This is a genomic window from Klenkia taihuensis (assembly GCF_900112525.1).
GTDB classification, from domain to species: Bacteria; Actinomycetota; Actinomycetes; order Mycobacteriales; family Geodermatophilaceae; genus Klenkia; species Klenkia taihuensis.
In genome coordinates this window covers 150282-176909 of the sequence record NZ_FOMD01000002.1, presented here as the reverse complement: position 1 = coordinate 176909, position 26628 = coordinate 150282, and the positions used below count along the sequence as shown (strand labels likewise).

The 26628-nt window shown below is 75.3% G+C and carries 24 protein-coding genes; 17 read left to right on the top strand and 7 right to left on the bottom strand.

Going from position 1 to position 26628, the window contains the following annotated elements; translation table 11 throughout:
* Window positions 1-30: 30 nt before the first annotated feature.
* From ilvA to BM158_RS08725, 4 genes are all read left to right on the top strand, one after another.
* Window positions 31-1254: a threonine ammonia-lyase gene (gene ilvA, locus BM158_RS08740; RefSeq protein ID WP_091556784.1), complete on the top strand. Its 1224-nt coding sequence runs from the start codon at window positions 31-33 to the stop codon at window positions 1252-1254.
* A gap of 117 nt (window positions 1255-1371) precedes the next feature.
* Window positions 1372-2355: an ATP-binding cassette domain-containing protein gene (locus tag BM158_RS08735; protein WP_091556782.1), complete on the top strand. Its 984-nt coding sequence runs from the start codon at window positions 1372-1374 to the stop codon at window positions 2353-2355.
* On the top strand, window positions 2352-3161 hold the full coding sequence (locus tag BM158_RS08730) for an ABC transporter permease (protein ID WP_091556780.1): 810 nt from the start codon (window positions 2352-2354) through the stop codon (window positions 3159-3161). The genes BM158_RS08735 and BM158_RS08730 overlap by 4 nt, the downstream gene beginning before the upstream one ends.
* A gap of 75 nt (window positions 3162-3236) precedes the next feature.
* Complete coding sequence (locus tag BM158_RS08725) at window positions 3237-5309, top strand: M3 family metallopeptidase (RefSeq protein ID WP_091556779.1); 2073 nt, start codon at window positions 3237-3239, stop codon at window positions 5307-5309.
* A gap of 30 nt (window positions 5310-5339) precedes the next feature.
* Here the strand turns inward: BM158_RS08725 and BM158_RS08720 are convergent, their stop codons facing one another.
* Complete coding sequence (locus BM158_RS08720; RefSeq protein WP_091558589.1) at window positions 5340-5705, bottom strand: RNHCP domain-containing protein; 366 nt, start codon at window positions 5703-5705, stop codon at window positions 5340-5342.
* 8 nt (window positions 5706-5713) lie between these two features.
* Window positions 5714-6217 (bottom strand): transcription elongation factor GreA, encoded by a 504-nt coding sequence (gene greA, locus BM158_RS08715; RefSeq protein ID WP_242657464.1) that lies wholly within the window; start codon window positions 6215-6217, stop codon window positions 5714-5716.
* Window positions 6218-6369: 152 nt separating this feature from the next.
* Between greA and mca the strand changes: the two genes are divergently transcribed.
* From mca to BM158_RS08690, 5 genes are all read left to right on the top strand, one after another.
* Window positions 6370-7257, top strand: coding sequence for a mycothiol conjugate amidase Mca (gene mca, locus BM158_RS08710; RefSeq protein ID WP_091556776.1), 888 nt, complete (start codon window positions 6370-6372; stop codon window positions 7255-7257).
* Window positions 7254-7574, top strand: coding sequence for a hypothetical protein (locus BM158_RS08705; RefSeq protein WP_091556775.1), 321 nt, complete (start codon window positions 7254-7256; stop codon window positions 7572-7574). Before mca ends, BM158_RS08705 begins: the two co-directional genes overlap by 4 nt.
* A gap of 34 nt (window positions 7575-7608) precedes the next feature.
* On the top strand, window positions 7609-8136 hold the full coding sequence (locus BM158_RS08700; RefSeq protein ID WP_091556773.1) for a phosphate-starvation-inducible PsiE family protein: 528 nt from the start codon (window positions 7609-7611) through the stop codon (window positions 8134-8136).
* An 86-nt stretch (window positions 8137-8222) separates the two neighbouring features.
* Window positions 8223-8873 (top strand): hypothetical protein, encoded by a 651-nt coding sequence (locus BM158_RS08695; protein WP_229827744.1) that lies wholly within the window; start codon window positions 8223-8225, stop codon window positions 8871-8873.
* Between the two features lie 32 nt (window positions 8874-8905).
* Window positions 8906-10150 (top strand): geranylgeranyl reductase family protein, encoded by a 1245-nt coding sequence (locus BM158_RS08690; RefSeq protein ID WP_091556771.1) that lies wholly within the window; start codon window positions 8906-8908, stop codon window positions 10148-10150.
* A gap of 21 nt (window positions 10151-10171) precedes the next feature.
* Here BM158_RS08690 and katG read toward each other — a convergent pair whose 3' ends face one another.
* Window positions 10172-12415: a catalase/peroxidase HPI gene (katG, locus tag BM158_RS08685; protein ID WP_091556769.1), complete on the bottom strand. Its 2244-nt coding sequence runs from the start codon at window positions 12413-12415 to the stop codon at window positions 10172-10174.
* A 169-nt stretch (window positions 12416-12584) separates the two neighbouring features.
* On the opposite strand from katG, the gene BM158_RS08680 reads away from it, so the two are divergent.
* Both BM158_RS08680 and BM158_RS08675 read left to right on the top strand, forming a co-directional pair.
* Complete coding sequence (locus BM158_RS08680; RefSeq protein WP_091556767.1) at window positions 12585-12917, top strand: PadR family transcriptional regulator; 333 nt, start codon at window positions 12585-12587, stop codon at window positions 12915-12917.
* The gene (locus tag BM158_RS08675; RefSeq protein WP_091556765.1) at window positions 12914-13861 is read left to right on the top strand and encodes a hypothetical protein; all 948 of its coding nucleotides are present in this window, start codon (window positions 12914-12916) and stop codon (window positions 13859-13861) included. Before BM158_RS08680 ends, BM158_RS08675 begins: the two co-directional genes overlap by 4 nt.
* Here the strand turns inward: BM158_RS08675 and trhA are convergent.
* A complete protein-coding gene (trhA, locus tag BM158_RS08670) occupies window positions 13858-14685 on the bottom strand; it encodes a PAQR family membrane homeostasis protein TrhA (RefSeq protein ID WP_091556763.1) in 828 nt (275 codons plus the stop codon). The two genes, BM158_RS08675 and trhA, sit on opposite strands and share 4 nt — an antisense overlap.
* A 128-nt stretch (window positions 14686-14813) precedes the next feature.
* Here trhA and BM158_RS08665 point away from each other — a divergent pair, with 128 nt between their 5' ends.
* The 6 genes from BM158_RS08665 (at window position 14814) to BM158_RS08645 (ending at window position 20274) form a co-directional block, all read left to right on the top strand.
* Window positions 14814-15593, top strand: a complete 780-nt coding sequence (locus BM158_RS08665) for an isoprenyl transferase (RefSeq protein ID WP_091556761.1) — start codon at window positions 14814-14816, stop codon at window positions 15591-15593.
* A gap of 25 nt (window positions 15594-15618) precedes the next feature.
* Window positions 15619-16833 carry a DUF885 domain-containing protein gene (locus tag BM158_RS08660; RefSeq protein ID WP_091556759.1) on the top strand — a complete coding sequence of 405 codons (1215 nt, stop codon included), beginning with the start codon at window positions 15619-15621 and terminating at the stop codon, window positions 16831-16833.
* Window positions 16830-17006: a hypothetical protein gene (locus tag BM158_RS21745; RefSeq protein WP_165628871.1), complete on the top strand. Its 177-nt coding sequence runs from the start codon at window positions 16830-16832 to the stop codon at window positions 17004-17006. The genes BM158_RS08660 and BM158_RS21745 overlap by 4 nt, the downstream gene beginning before the upstream one ends.
* A 10-nt stretch (window positions 17007-17016) precedes the next feature.
* Complete coding sequence (locus BM158_RS08655; RefSeq protein ID WP_091556757.1) at window positions 17017-18009, top strand: ATP-binding cassette domain-containing protein; 993 nt, start codon at window positions 17017-17019, stop codon at window positions 18007-18009.
* Window positions 18006-18764 carry an ABC transporter permease gene (locus BM158_RS08650; protein ID WP_091556755.1) on the top strand — a complete coding sequence of 253 codons (759 nt, stop codon included), beginning with the start codon at window positions 18006-18008 and terminating at the stop codon, window positions 18762-18764. The genes BM158_RS08655 and BM158_RS08650 overlap by 4 nt, the downstream gene beginning before the upstream one ends.
* Before the next feature lie 214 nt (window positions 18765-18978).
* Complete coding sequence (locus BM158_RS08645; protein WP_091556753.1) at window positions 18979-20274, top strand: RNA 5'-3' helicase PhoH2; 1296 nt, start codon at window positions 18979-18981, stop codon at window positions 20272-20274.
* A 24-nt stretch (window positions 20275-20298) separates the two neighbouring features.
* Here BM158_RS08645 and BM158_RS08640 read toward each other — a convergent pair whose 3' ends face one another.
* The 3 genes from BM158_RS08640 to flhA are packed head-to-tail and all read right to left on the bottom strand — an operon-like array spanning window position 20299 to window position 26610.
* Window positions 20299-20541, bottom strand: a complete 243-nt coding sequence (locus tag BM158_RS08640) for a hypothetical protein (protein WP_091556751.1) — start codon at window positions 20539-20541, stop codon at window positions 20299-20301.
* Window positions 20538-24584 carry a hypothetical protein gene (locus tag BM158_RS22035; protein WP_207506336.1) on the bottom strand — a complete coding sequence of 1349 codons (4047 nt, stop codon included), beginning with the start codon at window positions 24582-24584 and terminating at the stop codon, window positions 20538-20540. The genes BM158_RS08640 and BM158_RS22035 overlap by 4 nt, the downstream gene beginning before the upstream one ends.
* On the bottom strand, window positions 24577-26610 hold the full coding sequence (flhA, locus tag BM158_RS08630; protein ID WP_091556749.1) for a flagellar biosynthesis protein FlhA: 2034 nt from the start codon (window positions 26608-26610) through the stop codon (window positions 24577-24579). Before flhA ends, BM158_RS22035 begins: the two co-directional genes overlap by 8 nt.
* Window positions 26611-26628: the final 18 nt, after the last annotated feature.

Genomic DNA, 26628 nt, shown 5'->3' with positions numbered 1-26628 from the left:
GGCCGCCGCGGGTGCTGCCAGGATCGGGGGGTGAGCGAACCCGCCGTCCCCCTCGTCACCGGGCCTGCGGTCGAGGCCGCCGCCACCCTGCTGTCCGGGGTCGTGCGGCGGACCCCGCTGGAGCACTCCCGCGCCCTGGCCCAGCGGGTGGGCGGGCCGGTGTGGCTCAAGTGCGAGAACCTGCAGCGCACCGGGTCGTTCAAGATCCGCGGCGCCTACACCCGCATCGCCCGGCTGACCGACGAGGAGCGGGCCGCCGGCGTCGTGGCCGCCAGCGCCGGCAACCACGCGCAGGGCGTCGCGCTGGCCGCCCGCGAGCTGGGCGCCGCGGCCACCGTCTTCATGCCCGAGACCGCACCGCTGCCCAAGCTCGCCGCCACCCGCGGCTACGGCGCCGTGGTGCACCAGCTGGGCGACTCCCTCACCGAGCCGCTGGTCGCCGCCCGGGAGTTCGCCGACCGCACCGGGTCGGTGTTCATCCACCCCTTCGACCACCCCGACGTCATCGCCGGGCAGGGCACCGTCGGCCTCGAGGTGCTCGACCAGTGCCCGGACCTGCGCACCGTGGTGGTCTGCACCGGCGGCGGGGGACTGGTCGCCGGGATCGCCGCCGCCGTCAAGTCCCGCCGGCCCGACGTCCGCGTGGTCGCCGTGCAGGCGGAGATGGCCGCGGCGTTCCCGGCCTCGCTGGCCGCCGGCGTCCCCGTGCCGCTGGCCATGATGTCGACCATGGCCGACGGGATCGCCGTCGCCGCACCCGGTGACCTGACGCTGGCGCACGTGGCCGGGCTGGTCGACGAGGTCCGCACGGTCAGCGAGGACGAGCTGTCCCGGGCGCTGCTGTTCTGCCTGGAACGGGCCAAGCTGGTCGTCGAGCCGGCCGGGGTCGCGGCGGTGGCCGCCGTGCTCGCCGACCCCGGGGCCTTCGCCGCCCCGGTGGTGGCCGTGGTGTCCGGCGGCAACATCGACCCGGTGCTGATGCTCAAGGTGGTCCAGCACGGCATGTCCGCCGCCGGTCGCTACCTGTCGCTGCGGGTCCGCGTGCCCGACCGGCCCGGGTCGCTGGCCGGGCTGCTGCGCGAGCTGGCCGCGGTGTCGGCCAACGTGCTGTCGGTCGAGCACGAGCGGACGACGGCGCAGCTGGACCTCGGCGAGGTGGAGATCGCGGTCGTGCTGGAGACCCGGGGGCCCGACCACGCGCGCGAGGTCGTCGCCGCGCTCGAGCGGGTGGGGTACGCGGTCACCTCCGGCTGAGCCGATGAGTTCTGCGGCCGCCGGCGGTCCCTCCTCCGACCCCGGCGAGCGGGGAACCGGACAGGTGGGAGCGGACGTGCACGAGTTCTGTCGGTGGTTGCCCCTACGGTGCCGACCATGAGCGACGCCGTGGTGGTCGAGGGGCTGGTCAAGAAGTTCGGTGACTTCACCGCGCTGCGCGGGGTCGACCTCACCGTCGCCCGCGGCACGGTGCTGGGGCTGCTGGGGCCCAACGGCGCGGGCAAGACGACGGTGGTGCGCATCCTGTCCACGCTGCTGCGCGCCGACGGCGGCCGGGCCGAGATCACCGGCCTGGACGTCGCCACCCAGGCCGACCAGGTGCGCTCGGTCATCGGGCTGACCGGGCAGTACGCCGCGGTCGACGAGTACCTCACCGGCGAGGAGAACCTGGAGATGGTCGGCCGGCTCTACCGGCTGGGCAAGAAGGAGTCCCGGCGGCGGGCCGGGGAGCTGCTGGAGCGGTTCGACCTCACCGACGCCGCGCGGCGGCCGGCCAAGACGTACTCCGGCGGCATGCGCCGCCGGCTGGACATCGCCGCCTCGCTCATCGCCCGCCCGCAGGTGCTCTTCCTCGACGAGCCCACCACCGGCCTCGACCCGCGCAGCCGGCTGGGCATGTGGGAGTTCATCGCCGACCTGGTCAGCGACGGCACCACGATCCTGCTCACCACCCAGTACCTCGAGGAGGCCGACCGGCTGGCCGACCGCATGGTGGTCATCGACCGCGGCAGCGTCATCGCGCGCGGCACCGCGGACGAGTTGAAGGCGCAGGTCGGCGGCGAGCGGCTGGAGCTCACCGTCGGCTCGGTCGAGGGCCTGGGGCGCGCGGCCGAGCTGCTGCGCCCGCTGGCCGTCGACGACGCCCAGCGCGACGAGCAGACCCGCCGGCTGACCCTGCCGGTGAAGGGCGGCGCGGCCACCCTCGCCGAGGCGCTGCGGCTGCTGGAGGGCAGCGGTGTCGAGCTGCTGGACGTCGGGCTGCGCCGGCCCGACCTCGACGACGTCTTCCTGACCCTGACCGGGCACTCGGCCGACGCCGCCGAGGGCTCCGCACCCGAGACCACGGAGACCACCCGATGAGCGCGCTGGCCCACACCTTCTCCGACAGCGTCGTCATCACCCGGCGCAACCTCATCAAGGTCAAGCGGGTGCCCGACCTGATCGTGTTCGCGACGCTGTCGCCGATCATGTTCGTGCTGCTGTTCCGCTACGTCTTCGGCGGCGCCATCGGCGGTCTGCCCGACGGCATCAGCTACGCGGAGTTCCTGCTGCCGGGGATCTTCGCGCAGACGGTCGTGTTCGGGTCGACCACCACCGGGGCGAGCATCGCGGAGGACCTGCAGAAGGGTCTGGTCGACCGGTTCCGGTCACTGCCCATGTCGCGCTCGGCGGTGCTCATCGGCCGCACCGTGGCCGACCTGGGGCTCAACGCCATCTCCATCCTGGTCATGGCGCTGACCGGCCTGCTCGTCGGCTGGCGGATCACCAGCTCGCCGCTCGAGGCCGCGGCCGGGTTCCTCGTGCTGCTGGTCTTCGCCTTCGCGGTCAGCTGGATGATGGCGCTGGTCGGGCTGCTGGTGCGCACGCCCGAGGTGGTCAACAACGCCAGCTTCATCGTGATCTTCCCGCTGACCTTCGTGGCCAACACCTTCGTGCCGCTGGAGACCTTCCCGTCGGTGCTGCGCACCTTCGCCGAGTGGAACCCGGTCTCGTCGGTCGTGCAGGCCGCCCGGGAGCTGTTCGGCAACCAGCCCGCGAGCGCCCCGGTGCCCGACGCCTGGTCGCTGCAGCACCCGGCGCTGTACACGCTGATCTGGGCGGCGGTGATCCTCGCGGTCTTCGTGCCGCTGGCCGTGCGGGCCTACCTGCGCACCGCCACCCGCTGACCTCCCCCCGCTGACCGCCCCCCGCGGGTCGCCCACCCGGCGGCCCGCGGGGGAGCAGGCGGAGACTGGGCGGCGATGAGCACGCCCGCGGCCGAGCCCGCCCCCACCGCCCTGTCCGCCGACAACCCGCTGGCCGAGGTCTCGACGCTGCCGCACCGGCTGCCGCCGTTCACCGACCTCACCCTCGAGCACTGCCGCGAGGCGCTGCTGGCCGGGATGGCCCAGCAGCGGGCGGAGGTGGCGGCCATCGCGGGCAGCGAGGCGCCGGCCACCTTCGACAACACCGTCGTGGCGCTGGAGCGGTCGGGTGCGCTGCTGCGCCGGGCGCAGGCGGTGTTCTACGCGCTGTCGTCGTCGAACTCCTCCGACCGGCTGCGCGAGATCGAGCGCGAGGTGGCCCCGCTGTCCGCCGCGCACGCCGACGCGCTGCGGCTGGACCCGCAGCTGTTCGCCCGCATCGACGCCGTGCACGACCAGGTGCAGGCCGGCGACCACGGCCTGGACCCCGAGGCCGTCCGGCTGGTCGAGCGGTACCACCTGGACTTCGTGCTCTCCGGTGCCCGGCTCGACGAGGCCGGCCGCGACCGGCTGCGCGAGCTGAACCAGCAGCTCTCCCGGCTGTCGACCACGTTCGGCCAGAACCTGGTGGTGGCCACCGAGGCCGCCGCGGTGCTCGTCACCGACCGCGCCCAGCTGGCCGGCCTCTCCGACGCCGAGGTCGAGGCCGCCGGGGTCGCGGCCACCGAGCGCGGCCGCGAGGGCTACCTGCTCACCCTGGTGCTGCCCTCGGGCCAGCCGGCGATGGCCAAGCTGCACGACCGCGAGCTGCGCCGGCGGCTGCACGAGGCGTCGGTGACCCGGGCGTCGGCCGGCGAGCACGACAACGGGCCGGTCGCCGCGGAGATCGCGCACCTGCGCGCGGTCCGCGCCCGGCTGCTCGGGTTCGACACCCACGCCGACCTGGTCGCCGCCGACCAGACCGCGGGGACCTCGGCGGCGGTCGACGAGCTGCTGGCCACCCTGGTCACCCCCGCGGTGCGCAACGCGCGCGCCGAGGGCGAGGTGCTCGCCGAGCTGGCCGAGGCCGACGGCGTCGAGCTCGCCGCCTGGGACTGGGCCTACTACAGCGAGCAGGTCCGCCGCGACCGCTACGCCGTCGACACCACCGCGCTGCGGCCCTTCTTCGAGCTCGACCGGGTGCTGGTCGACGGCGTCTTCCACGCCGCCCGGCTGCTCTACGGCTACACGTTCACCCCGCGGCCGGACCTGCCCGGCTACCACCCCGACGTCCGGGTGTGGGAGGTGTCCGACGCCGCCGGTGAGCCGGTCGGGCTCTACCTGGGCGACTTCTTCGCCCGCGACGGCAAGCGCGGTGGGGCGTGGATGAGCTCCTTCGTCTCCCAGTCGCGGCTGCTGGGCACCGTGCCGGTGGTCTTCAACGTCATGAACGTGACCCGGGCGGCGGCCGGGCAGCCCACGCTGCTGACCCTGGACGAGGTCACCACCCTCTTCCACGAGTTCGGCCACACCCTGCACGGGCTGTCCTCGTCGGTTACCTACCCGCGGTTCTCCGGCACCAGCGTGCCGCGGGACTTCGTGGAGTTCCCCAGCCAGGTCAACGAGATGTGGGCGCTGTGGCCCGAGGTGCTCGACCACTACGCCCGGCACACCGGGACCGGTGAGCCGCTCGGGCGCGAGGTCGTGGCGGCCATCGAGGCCGCGGCGCTGTGGGGCGAGGGCCACGCCACCCTGGAGTACCTGGCGGCGACCCTGCTCGACCAGGCCTGGCACCGGATCGGCCCCGACACCGTGGTCGAGGACCCGCAGGCCTTCGAGGCGGCCGCCCTGGAGGCCGCGGGTGTGGCGTACGACCTGGTCCCGCCGCGGTACCGGACGACGTACTTCCAGCACGTCTTCTCCGGGGGCTACGCGGCGGGCTACTACTCCTACATCTGGTCCGAGGTGCTCGACGCCGACACCGTGGAGTGGTTCAAGGCCAACGGCGGCCTGACGCGGGCCAACGGCGACGCCTTCCGGGACAAGCTGCTCTCCCGCGGCGGCTCGGTCGACCCGATCGGCGCCTTCCGCGACGTCGTCGGGCACGACCCCGACCCGGCCCCGCTGCTGGCCCGCCGCGGCCTGGGCTGAGCCGGCCCGGCGGGGTCCACGCCCAGGTCCTCACAACCAGGGGAGCGCCAGCACCAGGTCCAGGTCGTCGGGGGCGTCGCCGTCGCGGACCAGGCGGTTGGGCTGGCGGTGGCCGCAGGCGGTGCAGCGGTGCACCACCTGCCAGCCCTTGCCCGACTTCTCCACCAGGCCGATCGGCTCCATGGCCTGCCGGCAGGTCGAGGCCCGGTCGCCGGGCACGACGTCCACGTGCAGCGACCACAGGCAGAACGGGCAGTGGTTGCGGTAGTGCCCGTCGGTGTTGGCCGGCACCGTGCGCGCGCAGTGCACGCACGCGAAGGTCGTGTTCTCCCGCCGACGCGAACGACCCCGGGGGCGCGGGCCCCCGGGGTCGTCGTCGACGTCGTGCTCGCTCAGCGTCTGCCTCAGGGCACGAAGGGCTCGACGGCCAGCACCTTGACGGTGATGTCCTTGCCGTTGGGCGCGGTGTAGGTCACCGAGCTGCCGGGCTTGGCGCCCAGGATCGCCGATCCCAGCGCGGACTCGGGGGAGTACACCGACAGCTCGGTGGTGCCGGCGATCTCGCGCGAGCCCAGCAGGAACTTCTCGGTGTCGTCCTCGTCGCCGTCGAAGGCGATGGTGATGACCGTGCCGAGGGCGGCGTCGGTGGCGGTCTTCGGCGGCTCGCCGACCCGGGCCTTGCGCAGCAGGTCGGTGAGCTGGCGGATCCGGCCCTCCTGCTTGCCCTGCTCGTCCTTGGCCGCGTGGTAGCCGCCGTTCTCCTTGAGGTCGCCCTCCTCGCGGCGGGCGTTGATCTCCGCGGCCATCGCGGGCCGCCCGGCGACCAGCTCGTCGAGCTCGGCCTTCAGCCGGTCGTGGGCCTCCTGGGTCAGCCAGACGCCCTGGTCCTGCTCGTCGGTCGTGGACACGATCACGGCTCCTACAACTCAAGAGCCGCCCCCCGGTGCGGGGAGCGGCTGCGGTCGAACGGACAAGCTAACACCCCGCTGTGGCCCAGCGCACCTGCAGCGGGACCCGGGTGCGGCGCCGTCCCCCTCGCCCGGGTGGGACCATGGAAGGCGTGACCCACGCCGACCAGCTGCGCCTGCTCGCGGTGCACGCCCACCCCGACGACGAGTCCAGCAAGGGTGCGGCCACCATGGCCAAGTACGTGCACGAGGGCGTCGACGTCCTCGTCGCCACCTGCACCGGGGGCGAACGCGGCTCCGTGCTCAACCCGGCGATGGACCGCCCCGACGTCCTCGAGCGGCTGCCGGAGATCCGCGCCCAGGAGATGGCCGCGGCCCGGGAGATCCTCGGCGTCGGCCAGGAGTGGCTGGGCTTCGTCGACTCCGGCCTGCCCGAGGGCGACCCGCTGCCGCCGCTGCCCGAGGACTGCTTCGCGCTGGTGCCCCTCGAGGAGGCCGCGGCCCCGCTGGTCGCGCTCATCCGCCGGTTCCGCCCGCAGGTGATGACCACCTACGACGAGCGCGGCGGCTACCCGCACCCCGACCACATCAAGACCCACGAGATCTCGGTGCACGCCTTCGAGGCCGCCGCCGACCCCGACCGCTACCCCGACCTGGGCGAGCCGTGGCAGGTCAGCAAGCTGTACTACAACATGAGCTTCACGCTGCCCCGCACCAAGGCGATCCACGAGGCGATGCTGGCCGCGGGCCTGGACTCGCCCTACGCCGAGATGCTGCAGAACTGGGACCCGGCCAAGGACATCTCCCACCGGGTGACCACCCGGGTGCCGTGCGGTGAGTACTTCGGCATCCGCGACCGGGCGCTGATCGCGCACGCCACCCAGATCGACCCCACCGGCCGCTGGTTCTCCACCCCGATGGACATGCAGCAGCGGGTCTGGCCGACCGAGGACTTCGAGCTGGCCCGCTCGACGGTCGACAGCACGACGCCCGAGGACGACCTGTTCGCGGGCATCCGCAGCGAGGTGGGGGTCCGATGAACGCCGGCCTGGTGGTCCTGGCGGTCGAGCAGCAGCTGCCCGAGGACGTCGGCAAGTCCGGCCCGCTCGGCCTGCTGCTCACCGTCGTCCTGCTGGTCGCGGTGCTGCTGCTGGGCCGGTCGATGGGCAAGCACCTCAAGCGGGTGCCGCGCAGCTTCGACCCCGAGCAGCCCGCCGTCGTCGTCCCCGACGACGCCTCGGAGCTGTTCGAGCCGCGGGCGGGCGAGGAGCTGCTGGAGACCCTGCGGCGGCAGCCGCTGGCCATCGAGCCACCCCGCCGCACCGACCCGGACGAGGGGCCCACCGCCGCGTCCTGAGGCGCAGGTCACGGCCAGACCGCATGATCACGCCGTGGCCGACCGACGCACCGACCGACGCAAGGACGAGCAGCACCCGCCCGGCTTCGGCCGGGTGGGCACCCGGGTGCTGGAGCTGGCGGAGAACGTCGTCTACGCCGGCATCGCGCTGTTCCTCGTGGTGACGGCGCTGGTCCTGCTGGTGCTGGCCGGGAAGAGCACCTGGGCGCTGGTCTCGGACTTCAGCGAGACCCCGGTGCTGGAGCTGCTCGACGTCCTGCTCCTGGTGTTCATCGTCGTCGAGCTGCTGTTCGCCGTCCGCACCACGGTGGAGAAGCGCGAGCTCATCGCCGAGCCGTTCCTGCTGGTCGGGATCATCGCCTCGATCAAGGAGATCGTGGTGCTCAGCGTCGAGGCCGCCGGCGCCGTGGGGACCGGCGGGTTCGCCGACCGGATCGTCGAGATCGGCGTGCTCGGGGTGCTCGTGCTGCTGCTCGGCATCACCTCCCTGCTGCTGCGCCGCAAGGAGCGCGAACCCGACGAGGGCGAGAACGCCCCGGCCGACCCGGAGCGCACCGGCTGACGATCATGGCGCTCACTTGATTACGTCATTACAGTGATGCACAGCAGGACCCGATCTGCGGGCCCTCCGTAGGACAGGAGAGCGCCATGCGTCCCCCCTTCACCCCCCATCCGCACCACCGCGGCGGCCCCTTCGCCGACGCCTTCGCCGGCGGCGGCCGCGGCTTCCCCGGTCGCGGCGGCGGCCGTCGCGGTCCCGGCGGCGCGGGTCGCGGCCGCGGCGCCGACGCCCCGCCGCCGGTGGACCGCGCCGAGGTCGCCGGCTGGTTCGCCGGCCGGCTGCCCGACGCCTGGACGGCGGTCGCCCCCGACCTGACCGTCGACCGGGACGAGATCACCGTCGTGGTCACCGTCCCCGCACCGGACGGCGCCGAGGACGCCGCCGCGGCGGCCGCCGGCCGGATCGCCCGCTTCCGCGAGGACACCCGGGCCCAGCGGGTCGCGATCGCCGCGGCCGCCCAGGAGCGCTTCGGCCGGACCGTCTCCTGGGGTGCCACCTGCGGCGAGACCACCGAGCTGTTCACCACCGTCTCGGCACCGGTGATGACCCGGCTGCGGCAGAGCGAGCGGCTGGTGCTCGACACCCTCGTCGACGCCGGCGTGGCCCGCTCCCGCAGCGACGCGCTGGCCTGGTCGGTGCGCCTGGTCGGCCAGCACGCCGACGAGTGGCTGACCCAGCTCCGGGCGGCCATGGCCTCGGTCGAGGAGGTCCGCGCCCAGGGCCCGCAGCTGCACTGAGCGGGCCGCCGCGCACCAGGGACACTGGGTGCGTGAGCAGCACCGACAGCACCGACGTCCTGGTCGTGGGCGCGGGTCCGGCCGGCTCCGCGGCGGCCGCCTGGGCCGCCCGGGCCGGCCACGACGTCGTCCTCGCCGACGCCGCCACCTTCCCCCGCGACAAGACCTGCGGCGACGGGCTCACCCCGCGCGCGGTCGCCGAGCTCGACCAGCTCGGCCTGGGGGAGTGGGTGCGCTCGCACGGCACCAACCGCGGCCTGCGCGCCGCCGGGTTCGGCCAGGAGCTGCTCCTGCCCTGGCCCGGCGGCTCGCTGCCCGACCGGGGCAGCGCCGTCCCGCGCACCGAGCTCGACGCCCGGATCCGCCAGGTCGCCCTCGACGACGGCGCGGTCGGCATGGAGGACGCCCGCGCCGTCGACGTCGAGCGCGACGGCGACCGGGTCAGCGCCGTCCGGTTCGCCGACGGCCGCACCGTGTCCTGCCGCCGGCTCGTGGTCGCCGACGGCGTGCGCTCCCCGCTGGGCCGGGTGCTCGGCCGGGAGTGGCACCGCGAGACCGCCTACGGCGTGGCCGCCCGCGGCTACGTGGCCAGCGGCCGCAGCGACGACCCGTGGATCTCCAGCCACCTGGAGCTGCGCGGCACCGAGGGCGAGCTGCTGTCCGGCTACGGCTGGGTCTTCCCGCTGTCCGACGGCGAGGTGAACATCGGCGTCGGCACCCTGGCCACCGCCAAGCGCCCGGCCGGGGTGCAGCTCAAGCCGCTGCTGCAGTACTACGCCGACAGCCGCCGCGAGGAGTGGCAGCTCGACGGCGAGGTGCGCGCACCGGCCTCGGCGCTGCTGCCGATGGGCGGGGCGGTCTCCGGCGTCGCCGGGCGGAACTGGGCGCTGGTCGGCGACGCCGCGGGCTGCGTCAACCCGCTCAACGGCGAGGGCATCGACTACGGCATGGAGACCGGCCGCACCCTGGCCGGACTGCTCGACGAGGCCGACTGGACCCTGGCGTGGCCGGCGACCCTGCGCCGGCACTACGGCGAGGCGTTCTCCATCGCCCGCCGGCTGGCCGGCCTGCTCACCGTGCCCCGGCTGCTGCCCGCGGCCGGTCCGGTCGGCATGCGGTCCCGCGCGCTCATGACCGTCGCGCTGCGGGTCATGGGCAACCTGGTCACCGACGAGGACCGGGACGCCGTCGCCCGGGTGTGGCGGGCGGCCGGCCGGCTGTCCGTGCGCCTGGACGGCCGGCCGCCGTTCGCCGCGGCGGACCTGCGCGCCGGGTGACCCCGGCGCGCAGGTCGGTGCTCAGCCGGCCCTGACGTCGTAGCGGTCGGCCATCATCACCTTGTCCCAGACCGCGACGAAGTCCCGCACGAAGCGGGCCTCGCCGCCGGCCGAGCCGTAGACCTCGGCGACCGCGCGCAGCTGCGCGTTGGCGCCGAACACCAGGTCGTCGCGGGTGGCCTCGTGGCGCTGCTCGCCGGACTCCCGGTCCTCGAGGACGAAGCGCAGCCCGGAGTCGTCAAGTGCGCGCCACTGCAGGTCGGGGTCGAGGACCGTGGTGAAGAAGTCGGTCGACAGCGTCCCGACCCGATCGGTGAAGGTGCCCGTGCCGTCGTGGTTGCAGCCCAGCGCACGCAGCCCGCCGGTCAGCGCCACCCACTCCGGTGCGCTGAGCCCCAGCAGGCTGGCCTTGTCCAGGAACAGCTGCTCCGGCGACACCGGGGTGACCTCGGTCAGGTCGGCCTGCGCGTAGTTGCGGAACCCGTCGGACAGCGGCGCCAGCCACTCGAAGGTGGGGACGTCGGTCTGCTCCTGCGTGGCGTCGACCCGGCCGCCGGTGAAGGGCACCGCGACCTCGTGGCCGGCCGCGCGGGCGGCGTCCTCGACGGCGACGCACCCGGCGAGCACGATCGTGTCGGCCAGGCTCGCCCCGCCCTGCTCGGCCACCCCGCGCAGCGCCTCGACCACCGGCACCGTGCGGCGGTTGACCACCCAGTCCTTCTGCGGGGCCAAGGCCAGCCGGGCCCCGTTCGCCCCGCCGCGCTTGTCGCTGTCGCGGTAGGTGACCGCGGAGGAGAAGGCGGTGTAGGCCAGGTCGGAGGTCGACAGGCCGGTGCCGCGGATGGCCTCCTTGAGCGCGGCGGTGCCGGCGGCGTCCAGCGGGGCGTGCACCGGCGCGGGCAGCGGGTCCTGCCAGGGCAGGTCCTCGGCCGGCACCTCGGACCCGAGGTAGCGGGCCTTGGGGCCCATGTCGCGGTGGGTGAGCTTGTACCAGGCCTTGGAGAAGGCCAGTGTGAACGCGTCGAAGTCGGCCAGGAACCGCTCGCAGACCTCCCGGTAGACCGGGTCGACCTTCAGCGCGATGTCGCTGGTCATCATCATCAGCGGGTGCTCGACGCCCTCGCGGTGCGCGTCGGGGGTCCTCGGGGCGTCGGGGTCGGTCGGCGTCCACTGCAGGGCACCGGCGGGGGAGCGGGTCTGCTCCCACTCGAACCGGAAGAGGTTCTCCAGGTAGGCGTTGTCCCACGTCGTCGGGTTCGGCGTCCAGGAGCCCTCGATGCCGTTGGTCATGGTGTCCGCCCCGTTGCCCGCGCCCTCGGGGTTGTGCCAGCCCAGGCCCATGGCCTCCATCGGGGCGTTCTCCGGCGGCGGGCCGATCCGGTCGGCGGCCACCGCGCCGTGGCTCTTGCCGAAGGCGTGGCCGCCGGCGATGAGGGCGACGGTCTCCTCGTCGTCCATCGCCATCCGGCCGAAGGTGATGCGGATGTCGACGGCGGAGGCGGCCGGGTCGCCGTTGGCCTCGGGGCCCTCGGGGTTGACGTAGATCAGCGACTGGTGCGAGGCGGCCAGCGGCTGCTGCAGTCCGTAGTCGGCGTCCCCGGGCGAACCGACCCAGCGCTCGTCCCGGCTGACCATGTCGTCGTAGGAGCTCGGCGCGGTCATGTCGATGTGCTCGGGCCCCCACCAGGTGGCGTCGTCGGCCTCCCAGGCGTCGCGGCGGCCACCGGCGAACCCGTAGGTCGGGAAGCCCATGATCTCCAGCGCGCAGTTGCCGGTGAGCACCATCAGGTCCGCCCACGAGATGGCGACCCCGTACTTCTGCTTGATCGGCCAGAGCAGCCGGCGCGACTTGTCGGTGTTGCCGTTGTCCCACCAGCTGCTGATCGGGGCGAAGCGCTGCATCGCCTGCCCGGCGCCGCCGCGGCCGTCGGCGATGCGGTAGGTGCCGGCCGAGTGCCAGGCCATCCGGATCATCTGCGGGCCGTAGTTGCCGTAGTCCGACGGCCACCACGGCACCGACGTGGTGAGGAACTGCTTGATCTCGTCCTTGAGCGCCGGCAGGTCGATCGTGGCGAACGCCTGCGCGTAGTCCTCGTCCGACAGCGGGTTCGCCGCGGCGCCGTCGCGGTGCAGCACCTCCACCCGCAGCCGGTGCGGGTACCAGTCCGACAGGGTGGGGGAGGAGCCCTGCGCCCCGCCCAGGGTGTCGCCGCCGAACGGGCACTTCCCCGCGAGGACGTCGTCGTAGTCCTTGTACTGCGTCATTCGGGTGCCCTCTCCTCGAGCGCCGCGGGGTCCCGCGGTCCGGGTCGATCGTCGGGGTTGTGCCGGGGTCCCGCGACGGGACGGGACCGTCTCGACACGCCGGTAGCTCTCGGTGCGGGCTACTGCGCGATGTGCAGTACCGTGCAGCGCACACACAGGAGGAGGGCGCATGGACACCACCCAGCTGCTCAAGGGGGTGCTCGACCTCGCGGTGCTCGCGGTGCTGGACGGCGAGGACGGCTACGGCTACGACGTCGTCCGGCGGCTGCGGGCCGCGGGCCTGGAGGACGTCGGCGACGCCTCGGTCTACGGCACCCTGCGCCGGCTCTACGCCGCCGGGCACCTGACCTCCTACGTGGTGCCGTCCGTGGAGGGCCCGCACCGCAAGTACTACGGCCTCAACCCCTCCGGGCGGGCCGAGCTCACCACCTCGACCAAGACCTGGACGGGGTTCGCGGACACGATGGCGGCGCTGCTCGCCGGGGAGCAGGTGGCGGCATGAGCGCACCCACGTCGACCGACCCGGAGGTCGCGGCCTACGCCCGGCAGGTCCGCGAGGCCCTCGCCGACGTGCCGGCGGCCCGGCTGGAGGAGCTGCTGGAGGACCTGGAGGAGCACCTCGTCGAGGTGGCCTCGGAGACCCCCGGGCCGCTGGACGAGCGGTTGGGGTCGCCGGCCGCGTACGCCGCCGAGCTGCGGCGCGCGGCGGACCTGCCCGAGCCGACGGTGGTCACCGAGCGGGGCCGGCGCGGTGTCCGGCAGCAGCTGCAGGAGAGGTGGGGCGACCACGCTGCGGTCGTCGCCGTCCGCGACTTCCTGCCCGAGCTGCGGCCGGCCTGGTGGGTGGTCCGCGGCTGGGCCGCCGTCGCCGCGGTCGAGGCCGTGTTCCTGGGGCAGGTCGGTCTCCCGCTGCCCACCCTCGGCCTCGGTCCGGTCGGCTGGGTCGTCACCGGCGCCGCGGTCGCCTGGTCGGTCCGGACGGGCCTGCGGGCCCGCGCGGCCGGGGCGCCGCTGACCCACGCGAGCGGGTTCCTCAACGTCGGTCTGGCGCTGTGCGCGCTGGTGGCGGTCGTCGGGCTGGCGAGCCAGCGCAGCACCACCGAGTACTACCCGGCCGAGGTGTCCTACGACTCCGGGCCCGCCACGCTGACCCACGAGGACGGCACCCCGATCACCAACATCGTCCCGTACGGCCCCGACGGCACCCCGCTCACCGGTGTGCTGCTCTACGACCAGGACGGCCGCCCGATCGACAACCTGTCCGACTGGACCGGCGACGGCACGACCGTGGAGCCGCAGGTCTCGGTGCCCGCGCAGCCGGCCAACGCCTACCCGCAGGCGCAGGTCGTCACCGGCTACGACGAGTACGGCAACGAGGTCGACGAGGTGTTCCCGGCCCCCGCGGAGCCCACCGCCGAGCCGGCCCCCGCGGCGCCGACCCCCTAGACGTAGGGCGAGTTGTAGATCGCGAAGTAGACGGCGATGTAGTGGCAGGCGGCGGCGACGATGGTCATCGCGTGGAAGACCTCGTGGTAGCCGAAGACGCCGGGCCACGGGTTGGGCTTCTTGGTCGCGTAGGCGACCGCGCCGACGGAGTAGAGCAGCCCGCCCGCGGCCAGCAGCACCATCGCGGCCACCCCGGCCAGCTGCAGGATGTCCACCAGCACGAACACCGCGACCCAGCCCAGTGCGAGGTAGATCGGCACGCCGAGCCACCGGGGCGCGGTCGGCCAGGCCATCTTCAGCGCGACGCCGGCCAGCGCACCGCCCCACACCACGCCGGCGATCCACCAGTTGGTCGGGTGGGGCACCGACAGCGCGGCGAAGGGCGTGTACGTGCCCGCGATGAACAGGAAGATCATCGAGTGGTCGAGCCGCTTCATCAGCTTCCAGCCGCGCGGTGACCACCGGCGCCGGTGGTAGGCGGCGGAGATGCCGAACAGGCCGAGGATGGTCAGGCAGTAGACCGACACCGGCAGGCCGGCGCGCACCCCGCCCTCGACCCAGGCCAGCGGGATGAGCACGGCGCCGGCGACCACGGCGCCGAAGCTGGCGAACAGGTGCAGCCAGCCGCGCAGCCGGGGGCGGGTGTCGGGGTGGTCGTAGTCGGGGTCGCGGTAGTCGGCGACGGCCCAGTCCCCGGTGCGGACGGCGCCGACCTGCTCGCCCTCCTCGCGGACGGCGGCCTGCGCCTCGCCGGGCGGGGCCTGCAGCAGAGCACCGTCCGAGGACACCTCGACGGTCTCCGACGGCCGGTGCGGAAGGCTCATGCACCGAGGCTACGGCGGTCCGGCGGGGTGCGGCACGCCGTGCAGCAGTCGAGCGGCCGGGGCCCGTGTGAGGTCGGTCGCCGTCCGGTCTGCCGCGGACGCACACCGGACACCTAGGCTTACCCGCCGTGGGGGCACGCGAGCAGCTGCGCGATGTGCTGACGACGCTCTACGAGCGGCGCCTGGGTTCCCGGCTCGACCGCGCCGCCGTGCCCCGGCACGTCGGGGTGATCGTCGACGGCAACCGCCGCTGGGCCCGCGCCACCGGGCTGGACGACGTCAACGACGGCCACCGCCGCGGCGCGGACAAGATCGCGGACTTCCTGGGCTGGTGCGACGACGCCGGCGTCGAGGTCGTCACGCTGTTCCTGCTGTCCACCGACAACCTGGCCAGGCCCGAGCCCGAGCTGACCCCGCTGCTGCGCATCATCGAGGGCGTGGCCGCCGACCTCTCCGGCCCGGACCGCCGCTGGCAGCTCAACGCGGTCGGTGCGCTCGGGCTGCTGCCGGCCGAGACCGCCGCGGTGCTCAAGCAGGCCGAGGAGGACACCCGCGGGCGCGCGGGCGCCACGGTCAACCTCGCGGTCGGCTACGGCGGGCGGCGCGAGATCGCCGACGCCGTCCGCTCGCTGCTGGCCTCCCACGCCGAGCGCGGGACGACGCTGCCCGAGCTGGTCGAGGTCCTCGACGTCGAGCACATCGCCGAGCACCTCTACACCCGCGGCCAGCCCGACCCCGACCTGGTCATCCGCACCAGCGGCGAGCAGCGGATGTCGGGCTTCCTGCTCTGGCAGACCGCGCACTCGGAGTTCTACTTCACCGACGTCTACTGGCCGGAGTTCCGCCGGGTGGACTTCCTGCGGGCCCTGCGCGACTACGCCGCCCGGCAGCGCCGCTTCGGCGGCTGACGGCGCGGCTGGGAGACTGACCGCCATGGTCAACGGCGCGGTCGACGTCCCCCTGGAGTACGTGCGGCTGGGGCTGCGGTTCGACCGGCTCGAGGAGGGGTTCGTCGACGCCTACACCGGCGACCGGCGGATCCGGGCCGCGGTGGCCGACGAACCCGCACCCACGCCGGAGAAGCTGCGCGACCAGGCCCGCGGGCTGCTGCGCGAGCTGGGCTCCAGCGACCTGCCGGCCGACCGGGTCGCCCACCTGCGCGGCCAGCTGACCGCCCTGGAGTGCACCGCCCGGAAGATGGGCGACGAGCCGGTCGGCTTCCGCGAGGAGGTCCGGGCCTACTTCCAGGTCGACGTCGCCCTCGGCGACGAGGCGTCCTACGCCGCCGCGCACGCCGAGCTCGAGGAGCTGCTCCCCGGCTCGGGGACGCTGGCCGAGCGGTACGCCCAGCACCGGCGGCGCGAGGAGTGCCCGCCGGCCAAGCTGGAGGAGGCGGTGCACGCGCTGTCCAGCGCGCTGCGCGACCGGGTGCGCAGCTCCTACGGCCTGCCCGACGTCGAGACCGTCGCCTACGAGGTGGTCACCGACAAGCCGTGGTCGGGCTTCAACTACTACGCGGGCGACTACCGCTCGCGGGTGGCGATCAACGCCGACCTGCCGCACCGCACCAGCCAGCTCCCGCACCTGGTCGCGCACGAGTCCTACCCCGGCCACCACACCGAGCACTGCCGCAAGGAGATGGGTCTGGTCGAGCGCGACCAGCACCTGGAGCACACCGTGTTCCTGGTCAACACCCCGGAGTGCCTGATGGCCGAGGGCCTGGCCGACCTGGGCCTGGAGGCCGCGGTCGGCGACGGGTGGGGGCCGTGGGCGGCCGAGGTGCTGGCCGACCTGGGCCTGCGGCTGGACGGCGAGCTGGCCGAGCGGGTGGCCGCAGCGGCCGCACCGCTGAACCGGGTGCGGCAGGACGCGGCGATCATGCTGCACGACCAGGGTGCCTCGTCCGACGACGTGGTCGCGCACCTGCAGCGGTGGTCGCTGGTCAGCCACGACCGCGCGGTGCAGCAGCTGCGCTTCCTCACCCACCCGCTGTGGCGGGCGTACATCACCACCTACGTCGAGGGCTACGACCTGCTGGCCGGCTGGCTGCGGGCCCGCCCGGCCGACCAGCCGGTGGCCGACCGCTTCCTCCGGCTGCTCGACGAGCCGCTGACCCCGGCCCGGATCGCCGCGGAGACGCAGGGTTGAGGCGCACCCCGGCCGAGAAGCGCACGCTGGGCCTGTGGACCTCGGTCTGCCTGCTGGTCTTCCTCGTCGTCCTGCTGCTGTGGGTCGGCGACCTGGCGCTGCAGTGGCCGGTGCTGCTGCTGCCCGTGCTGTGGGCGTTGATTTCGTTACGACCTCGGCGCGGATGGTCCTAGGCTCCCCGGCGTGATCCACGCCCGCGGGCTGTCCCGCACGTTCCGCAAGAAGCGCGGCAAGCAGACCACCGAGGTGGTCGCCGTCGCCGGGGTCGACCTGGACGTCGAGGCCGGCGAGATCGTCGGTTTCCTGGGCCCGAACGGGGCCGGCAAGACCACCACCATGCGCATGCTCACCACGCTGCTGGCCCCCACCGCCGGGACGGCGACCGTGGCCGGCTGCGACCTGCTCACCGACCCGGTCGGCGTGCGCCGCCGCATCGGCTACGTCTCCCAGGCCGGGTCGACCGCGCCGGAGAACCGGGCGGGGGAGGAGCTGGTCAGCCACGCCCGCCTCTACGGCGTGAGCACCGCCGAGGCCACCGAGCGCGGCAAGCAGCTGTTCGCCGAGCTCGACCTCGACGGCCTGTGGGAGCGCCAGCCGAAGGCTATGTCCGGCGGCCAGCGGCGCCGCCTGGACATCGCGATGGGCCTGGTGCACGTCCCCGGCCTGGTGTTCCTCGACGAGCCCACCACGGGCCTGGACCCGCAGGCCCGGGCCAACCTGTGGCAGCACATCGAGGGCCTGCGCAGCGAGCGCGGCACGACCGTCTTCCTGACCACGCACTACCTCGACGAGGCCGACGCCCTCTGCGACCGGGTGCTGGTCATCGACAAGGGCACGATCGTCGCCTCCGGGACGCCGGACGAGCTGAAGAGCTCCGTCGGCGGCGACCTGCTCACCCTGACCTCGCCGCGGGCGGCCGAGATCGCCGGCCGGGTGGCCGGCCTGCCCGGCGCCGAGGCACCCACCGTGGACGGCGACCGGGTCAGCTGCCGGGTCCCGGCCGGCGGCGCCGCGTTGGTCACCCTGCTGCGCGACCTGGACGCCGCCGGCATCGAGGTCGACGGCGTGGAGAGCCGCCGGCCCAGCCTCGACGACGTCTTCCTGACCGTCACCGGCCGCTCGCTGCGCGACGGCGAGCAGCAGCCGGCCGCCGAGACCGAGGGGGCGCAGGCGTGAGCACGCTGGTCCGCGACACCGGGACGATTTTCCGCCGGGCGATGCGCACCTCGCTGCGCAACCCGGCCTGGCTGGTCATCAGCCTCATGCAGCCGGTGCTCTACATCGTGCTGTTCGGCCCGCTGCTGGAGCCGATCGCCGGCCAGCTGGGCGGGGCCAACGCCTACCAGGTGTTCGTGCCCGGGATCCTCGTGCAGCTGGGGCTGTTCGGCACCGCGTTCGTCGGGTTCAGCCTGATCGCGGAGTACCGCGCCGGGGTGATCGAGAGCCAGCGGGTCAGCCCGGCACCGCGGGCCGCGCTGCTGCTGGGCCGGGTGCTGCGCGACGTGCTGGTGCTCGCCGTCCAGGGCGTGGTGCTGGTGCTGGTCGCCGTCCCCTTCGGCCTGGACGCCTCCGTCGGCGGGGTCGCGCTGACCATCGCGCTGGTCGCCGTCCTCGGCGGGTCGCTGGCCGCGGTCAGCTACGCGCTGGCGCTCACGCTCAAGAGCGAGGACGCCTTCGCCCCGCTGCTCAACGTCGTGCTGTTCCCGGTCCTGCTGCTGTCGGGGATCCTGCTGCCGATGACGCTGGCGCCGGGGTGGCTGCAGGCGGTGTCCGACGTCGTCCCGTTCAAGCACATCGTCGACGGCGCCCGGGCGCTGTTCGCCGGTGACTTCGGAGCGCCGGACGTGGGGTGGGGTCTGCTGTTCACCGTCGTCCTCGCGGCCCTGGGCGCCTGGTACGGGACCTCCCAGTTCCGCAAGGAGAGCGGCTGAACAACTCCCCCGGGTGACGTGGTGTGTCCCGTCACGCGCCGGACACTTCCGGGCCGTAGCGTTCCCGGTGTCAGGGGAGCCCGCCTCCCCGGACACGGGAGGCCCGGTTGGTCCGCTGCTCGCAGTCGAACCAGGGGGCCGGTTCCCGGCCCCTGAGCCGGGACCCGGTCACCTTCGATGCGTGGCGCGTCCTGCGCCTCCTGGGAGTCGATCCGTGAGCAGCCGCCGCACCTACGTCCTCGACACCTCCGTCCTGCTGTCCGACCCGGGTGCCCTGGCCCGCTTCGGCGCGCACGACGTCGTCCTGCCCCTGGTCGTCATCGGGGAGCTGGAGGAGAAGCGGCACCACCCCGAGCTCGGGTGGTTCGCCCGCCAGACCCTGCGCATGCTCGACGACCTGCGCGTGCAGCACGGCCGGCTCGACGCCCCGGTGCCGGTCGGCGACGCGGGCGGCACGCTGCACGTGGAGCTGAACCACTCCGACGCCTCGGTGCTGCCGGCCGGCTTCCGCAACGACAGCAACGACAGCCGCATCATGGTCGTCGCGCTGAACCTGCGGGCCGAGGGCCGCGACGTCTGCCTGGTCACCAAGGACGTGCCGCTGCGGGTCAAGGCCGCGGCGGTGGGCCTGGAGACCGACGAGTACCGCGCGCTGGGTGCGGTCGACCAGGGCTGGACCGGGATGGCCGAGCTGTCGCTGTCCGAGGAGGAGATCGCCGGGCTCTACGAGGCCGGGACGGCGTTCCTGCCCGCCGCGGCCGAGCTGCCCACGCACACCGGGCTGGTGCTGCTGTCCTCCCGGGGTTCGGCGCTGGGCCGGGTGACCGCCGACAAGCACGTCAAGCTGGTGCGCGGCGACCGCGAGGCGTTCGGCCTGCACGGCCGCTCCGCCGAGCAGCGGATCGCGCTGGACCTGCTGCTGGACCCCGAGGTCGGCATCGTGTCGATGGGCGGGCGGGCCGGGACCGGCAAGTCGGCGCTGGCGCTGTGCGCGGGCCTGGAGTCGGTGATGGAGCGGCGGGCGCACAAGAAGGTGGTCATCTTCCGGCCGCTGTACGCCGTGGGTGGCCAGGAGCTGGGCTACCTGCCCGGGTCCGAGGGCGAGAAGATGGCGCCCTGGGCGCAGGCGGTCTTCGACACCCTCGGCGCGCTGGTCAGCGGTGACGTCCTGACCGAGGTGCTCGCGCGCGACCTGGTCGAGGTGCTGCCGCTCACCCACATCCGCGGCCGGTCGCTGCACGACTCGTTCGTGATCGTCGACGAGGCGCAGTCGCTGGAGCGCGGCGTCCTGCTGACGGTGCTGTCGCGGCTGGGCACCAACTCGCGGGTGGTGCTCACCCACGACGTCGCGCAGCGGGACAACCTGCGGGTCGGCCGGCACGACGGCGTCACCGCGGTCATCGAGGCGCTCAAGGGCCACCCGCTGTTCGCGCACGTCACGCTGACCCGCTCGGAGCGCTCGCCGATCGCCGCGCTGGTCACCGAGATGCTGGAGGACATCCCGCTCTGAGGTCCGCCCGGACCCGCCGCCGCGTCAGGCGTCGGCGGGTTCGGCGGCCTCGACCGCCGGGTGCGGGCGCCGGCGTCCCTTCGGCTCCGGCTTGGGGGCCGGGAACACCGCACGCAGCAGGGAGCTGACGACCCAGCCGGCCAGCAGGCACCAGGGCAGCCGCGCCACCACGACGTCGGTGTCCAGCGTGCCCAGCGCGCCCAGCAGCAGGACCGGGACGGCGAAGAGCGCCGCTGCGCCGAGGACGTCCCAGCGCAGCGGGCTCATTGCCGACCGGCCAGCCGCTCGCAGAGCAGGGCGGCCCACCGGTGCGGGGTGGCCCGGGCGCCGTCGACGACGGCCACCGGCACCGGCAGGCCGTCGAGCAGGGTGGCCGGGTCGGGCGCGGTGTCGGTGTCGGTGACGACGACGGCGTCCACGCGCGGCAGCCCGGCGAGCCAGGTGCGCAGCGCACCGGGCTTGCGGGTGGCGTCCAGCACGCCCCAGACCGCGGTCGCCGACCACGCCTGCAGCATCTGCGCCGCCCACGCGCCACCGGCGTCGCCCAGCGGGACGTCGACGGCGACGACGGTCGGGACGTCGGCGGCGGCGGCCTGCGCGCGGCGGTCGGCGGCCGCGGTGGCACCGGCCACCTGCACGTCGGCGGGCACCAGGCCGGCCAGCGCGCCGCGGGTGCACCACTGCACCCGGGCCGGGTCCAGCCGCAGCGCGACGGCCAGCGCCCGCGCGGCGGTCAGGGCCTCGGCGCCGGGGCCGACGACCACGAGCACGTCACCGGGCTCCGACGGCATCGCCGGGGCGGCGGGCAGCGCCCGGCCCAGGGCCGAGGCCAGCGCGGCGAAGGTCCCGCGGCGCGAGGCGTCGGCGGCGAAGTCGGCGCCGAGCACCGCGGCGGGGACGCCGAGGGCGGCCAGCCCGGCCACGCCGCTGTCGGCGGGGGAGGCGTCGTCGGTGACGGGGACCAGGTGGGTGATGGTGGCCCAGCGGTCGCCGTCGTCGCCGCGGGTGCCGCGCATCCGCGTGGAGGGGTGCGGCGGCAGGGAGCGCGACCGGCCCGAGGGTGCCGGGACGGGCGGCCGGTGGCCGCGCACCCGGGGCACCGACGCCGGCACGACCGCGGCCAGGCCCGGGAGCACGGTGGTGGCGTCGGCGGTCATCGGCAGGTCGGTCGCCGTGCGGGCGAGCTCCTCGGCCATGCCGGCGGCCATCTCGTGCGCCATCTCCTGCACCAGCAGCTCGGGGACCTCGGGTGCCTCGGCGGGCACGGGGGCCGCGAAGTCGCTGTCGGCCACGGCCTGCAGCACGTCGAGGAAGCCCGACGTCGCCTCCGACGGGTCCTCCAGCGCGGTCAGCCGCGCCGCACCCACCGCGGGCATGTCGACCTGGGTGGGGGCCGTGCGGTGCCGGCCGGCGCTGTCGGCGCGGCGGCGGCGCGGGGAGACCGACCCGCCGGCCAGCGCGGCGGCGCGCAGTGCCTCCAGCGGGTCGGCCTGCGCAGCGCGGGGCGTGGACCGCGTGCCGCCGAAGAGGACCTCGTCGTACCGCGAGCCGGCCGGGAAGCCCGGCGGCGGGACGTCGACGAGCTCGCCCTCGACCGGCTCGGCCACCGCGAGCGGGGGCGGGACCTCGGCCGCGGGCACCCCGCGGTGCCGGCCGCCGTCGGCCTCCACCACCGCGGTGACCTCGGCGACCTCTGCCGGACGACGCACGGGCGTGCCCCACAGCGGGTCGACCTCGGGCACCTCGGCCACCTCGGCGGCGGCAGGGGCGGGCGTGCGCCCGGGGGCCGGGACGACCACCCCGGCGCGGGCGAGCTCGGCCGCGGCGCGGCGCTCGGCGCGGGTGCGCCGGCGACCGGCGGCGTCCTCGACCTCCTGGGCGGTGCGGGCGGCCAGCGCCTGGCGCGCCTTGGCCCGCTCCGCCTCGGCCTGCTCGGCCGCGCGCGCGGCCTCCTCGGCGGCCCGCTGCTCAGCGGCCACCCGGGCGGCCTCGTCCCGCTCCTCCGCGGCCCGGACCGCCGCGATGCGCTCGGCCTCCACGCGGGCGGCCTCGGCCAGCTCGGCGGCGGCGCGCTCGGCCTCGACGCGGGCGGCCTCGGCCGCGGCCTGCTCGGCCCGGACGCGCTCGGCCAGCTCGGCAGCGACCCGGGCCTCCTCGGCGGCGGCCCGCTCGGCCTCGAGCCGGGCGGCCTCGGCCCGCTCGGCGGCGAGGCGCTCGGCCTCGGCACGGGCCGCCTCGACACGGGCCGCCTCGACACGGGCCGCCTCGACCCGGGCCGCCTCGACACGGGCCGCCTCGACCCGGGCCGCCTCGGCGGCGGCCTGCTCGGCCCGGACGCGGGCGGCCTCGGCCTCGATCCGCCCGGCCTCGATGCGGGCGGCCTCGGCCTGCTCGGCGGCGACCCGGGCTGCCTCGGCGGCGGCCCGCTCCGCCTCGGCCCGCTCCGCCTCGGCCCGCTCCGCCTCGAGCCGCGCGGCCTCGGCCTCGGCCTCGGCGGCGCGGCGGGCCGCCGAGGACGCGGCCGGCGGGACCGCCGGGAGGCTGCGGCGGGCGGGGGCCTGCTCCCCGGCGACCTCGGCCGGGGCGACCGGTGCCGCACCCGGGGTCGCGGCGGCCAGCACGGACCGCAGGCGCGCAGCGCGCTCCTGCAGCGAGGGCTCGGCGGAGGCAGCGGCCGGGGCCGCTGCGGCGACGGGGGCCGGGGCGGCCGGGGCCGCGAGCTCCGGGTCGACGAACTCGTCCAGCAGGTCCGGTGCCGGCCCGGCCGGGGCGGCCGCGCGCTCGGCCAGCTCGCCGGCGGCGCGGATGGCGGCCTCCCGCAGCTGGGCGGCGCCGGCCCGGGCCGAGGTCACCTTGGTGGGCGCCGGCGCGGGGGCCGCAGCGGGTGCCTCGGCGGCGGGCGGGGTGGCCACCGGTGCGGCCGCGGGGGCCGGGGGCCGCTGCGCGGCCGCGGGGCGACCGGGCCGGGGGGCCAGCTCGATGATGGTGGTGGCGTCCCAGACCGGCTCCGCGGGGGCCGGGGCGGCGGCGGGCGCCGGCTCGGCCGCGGGGGCGGCCCCGGCCGCGCGGGCCTCCCGCGCGGCACGGCGGGCCTCGGCGCGGGCCCGGGCGGCGGCCCGGCGCTCCTCGGGCGTGCGGGACGCAGTGGCGGTGGCAGGGGCGGGTGTGTCCACGACGGCGACGACCTCCCCGGCCGCGGCCGGGCCGGCGGTCAGGGCGGGGGCGTCGGCGAGCTCGGCGGCGAGCACCTCGCGCCGGGCGGCGTCGGCGCGGGCGGCGGCCACGGCCTGCGCCTCGGCCCGGAGCGCCGCCGCGCGCACGGCGGCGGCGCGGTCGACGACGGGGTCGGCGGCGGGCCGGTCGGTGGCGGCCGCGACCGGCGCCTGGTCCTGCTCGGCGGCCACCCGCTGCTCCTGTTCCTGCTGCTCGGCGTCGGCCACGGCGGCCTCCACCTCGTCGTCCTGGGTCACCACGCGCATCAGCGCGGCGGCGAAGGGGGAGGGGGGCGCCTGCTCGTCGGCCACCTCGGCCGCCGGCTCCTCGGCCGCGGGCGCGGTGCGCGAGGTGCGCTCCCACGCCGGCGCGGCCGGCGCGGCCGGCTCCTCCTCCCGGCGGGTCGCGATCGGGCGACACCCGGTCCGCGCGGGCTCCGCGGTGGACCCGGTGTCGGCCGGGCGCGGCGCGGCGGCCCGGCGCGGGGCGGGCGCGGCGGACCGCGCCAGCGAGGCCGGGCTGTACACGTCGACGTCGGCGTCGGCGGGCGAGCCCAGCAGGTCGGTCAGCTCGTCGACGGGGTCGACGGCGGGGATGGCGCCGGTCGGGGTGTCGTCGGCGCTGCGCTGGGCGTCGCGGACCTGCAGGGCGACCTCGAGCAGGTCGTCCACCGACAGCCCGGCGGAGGGCCAGCGGGCCATCACGTCGGCCTGGGAGAGCCCGGCGGCGGGCACCTCGGCGACCACGACCGGCGTCGCGGCGCGGGCCGGGGCGACCTGCGGCCCGGACGCCTTGGCGGGCTTCGCGGGCTTGGCCGCCTTCGCGGCCTTCGCGGCCTTCGCGGCCTTCGCGGCCTTCGCGGCCGGGGCGGCCTTCGCCGTCGGCTTCGCGGCGGCCTGGGGGGCCGACGCCGCGGGCGTGGCCGCGGTCCCCGCGGGGAGCACGACGTCGGCGACGTAGCGCTCCTGGCTGAAGAAGCCGGCGACGCCCCCGGTGCGGATGCGGCGCACGCCGCGGATCCGCACGTCGGAGCCGTACTCCTCGCGCGCGGCGGCGATGGCCTCGTCCCGGGTCGCCCCGGACGGCGGCTCAGGCAAGTGCGACGGCACCGTTCACCACTCCGATCGTCTCGATCTGGGCCGTACGGGAGACCTCGGCGTAGGAGATGACCGTGCAGCGGGCCACCACCTGACGCATCAGCCGGGACAGCGCCGGGCGGACCTGCGGGGAGCAGACCAGCAGCGCGGTGATCCCGAGCTTCTCGGCGTCGTCCAGCAGGTCGCTGGCCCCGCGGGCCAGGGCGTCGACCATGCCGGCGTCCAGGGCCAGCACGGCACCCTGCTCGCCCTGCCGGACCGCGGACAGCAGCCGCTGCTCCAGGCCGGGGTCGAGGGTCATCACGTACAGCTTCTCGTCCGCGGTCACGTAGGGGTGGCTGATCGCCGGCCCCAGCGCCGCGCGCGCCGCCTCGACCAGGCTGTCGATGTCGGTGGCGGTCTTGGCGCGCAGGGACAGCGCCTCGAAGATCCGGACCAGGTCGCGGATCGAGACGCCCTCCTCGAGCAGCGCCTGCAGCACCTGCTGCACCTGGCCCAGCGACAGCCCGCCGCCGGTCAGCTCCTCGACGACGACGGGGTGCGAGCGGCGAACCATCTCCAGCAGCAGCTTCACGTCCTCGCGGCCCAGCAGCTGCGCGGCGTTCTGCCGCACGACCTCGGCCAGGTGGGTCGTGATGACCGAGGACCGGTCGACGACGGTCGCGCCGGCCATCTCGGCCTGGCGCTGCAGCTCGGCGGGCACCCACTTGGCGGCCAGGCCGAACACCGGCTCGCGGGTGGGCTTGCCGGGCAGGCCCTCCAGCGAGTCGCCGATGGCCAGCACGGTGCCCGCCGGCGACGTCCCCTTGGCGACCGGGACGCCGTTGAGCCACACCACGTACTGGGAGGCGGGCAGGTCCAGGTTGTCGCGGGTGCGCACCAGCGGGATGACCAGGCCGGTGTCCATGGCGACCTTGCGGCGCAGCGCCTTGACCCGGTCCAGCAGGTCCCCGCCGCGCGCGGTGTCGACCAGCTCGACGAGGTCGAAGGCGACCTCGAGCTCCAGCGGGTCGACGCGCATCTTCTCGGCGATGGCCTCGGGGGAGTCCGGGGAGGGCTCGTCGGCGGCCGGGGCGGCGGCGTCCTCGTCCTCGGGGACGGTGTCCTTGACCCGGGTGGCCAGGAACAACATGACCGCGCCGGTGAGCAGGAAGGGCAGCTTGGGCAGGCCCGGGATGAGGCCCAGGGCGAGGAGGCCGGCACCGGCGATGCGCAGCGGCTGCTTGGTGCGGCCGAGCTGGCCGAGCAGGTCCTCGCCGAGCTCGCCGTCGGCGGCCGAGCGGGTGACCACGATGCCGGTCGCGGTCGAGAGCAGCAGCGCCGGGACCATCGAGACCAGGCCGTCGCCGACCGCCAGCAGCGAGTAGGTGCTCACCGCGGTGCCGGCGTCCATGCCGTTCTGCACCATGCCGATGGTCAGCCCACCGATGAGGTTGACCAGCACGATGATGATGGCGGCGATGGCGTCGCCCTTGACGAACTTGCTGGCACCGTCCATCGAGCCGTAGAAGTCGGCCTCGGCGGTGACCTCGGCGCGGCGCTTGCGGGCCTGCGCCTCGGTGATCAGGCCGGCGTTCAGGTCGGCGTCGATGGCCATCTGCTTGCCGGGCATCGCGTCCAGGGTGAAGCGCGCGCCGACCTCGGCGACGCGCTCGGCACCCTTGGTGATCACCACGAACTGGATGACGACCAGGATCAGGAAGACCACCAGGCCGACCACCAGCGAGCCGCCGATGACGAAGTGGCCGAAGGCCTCGATGACCGCCCCGGCGTAGCCGTCGGACAGCACCAGGCGCGTCGAGGAGACGTTGAGCGCCAGCCGCAGCAGGGTGGCGATGAGGATGGCCGAGGGGAAGACGGCGAAGTCCAGCGGCCGCTTGATCGACATCGCGACCAGCAGGATCAGCAGCGACGCGGCGATGTTCAGCCCGATGAGCAGGTCCAGCAGCATCGCGGGCATCGGCACCACGAGCATGAGGACGATCGCCACCACGCCGATGGGCACGGCTGCCGTCGTCCACTTCACGCAGGTCTACATCGGCAG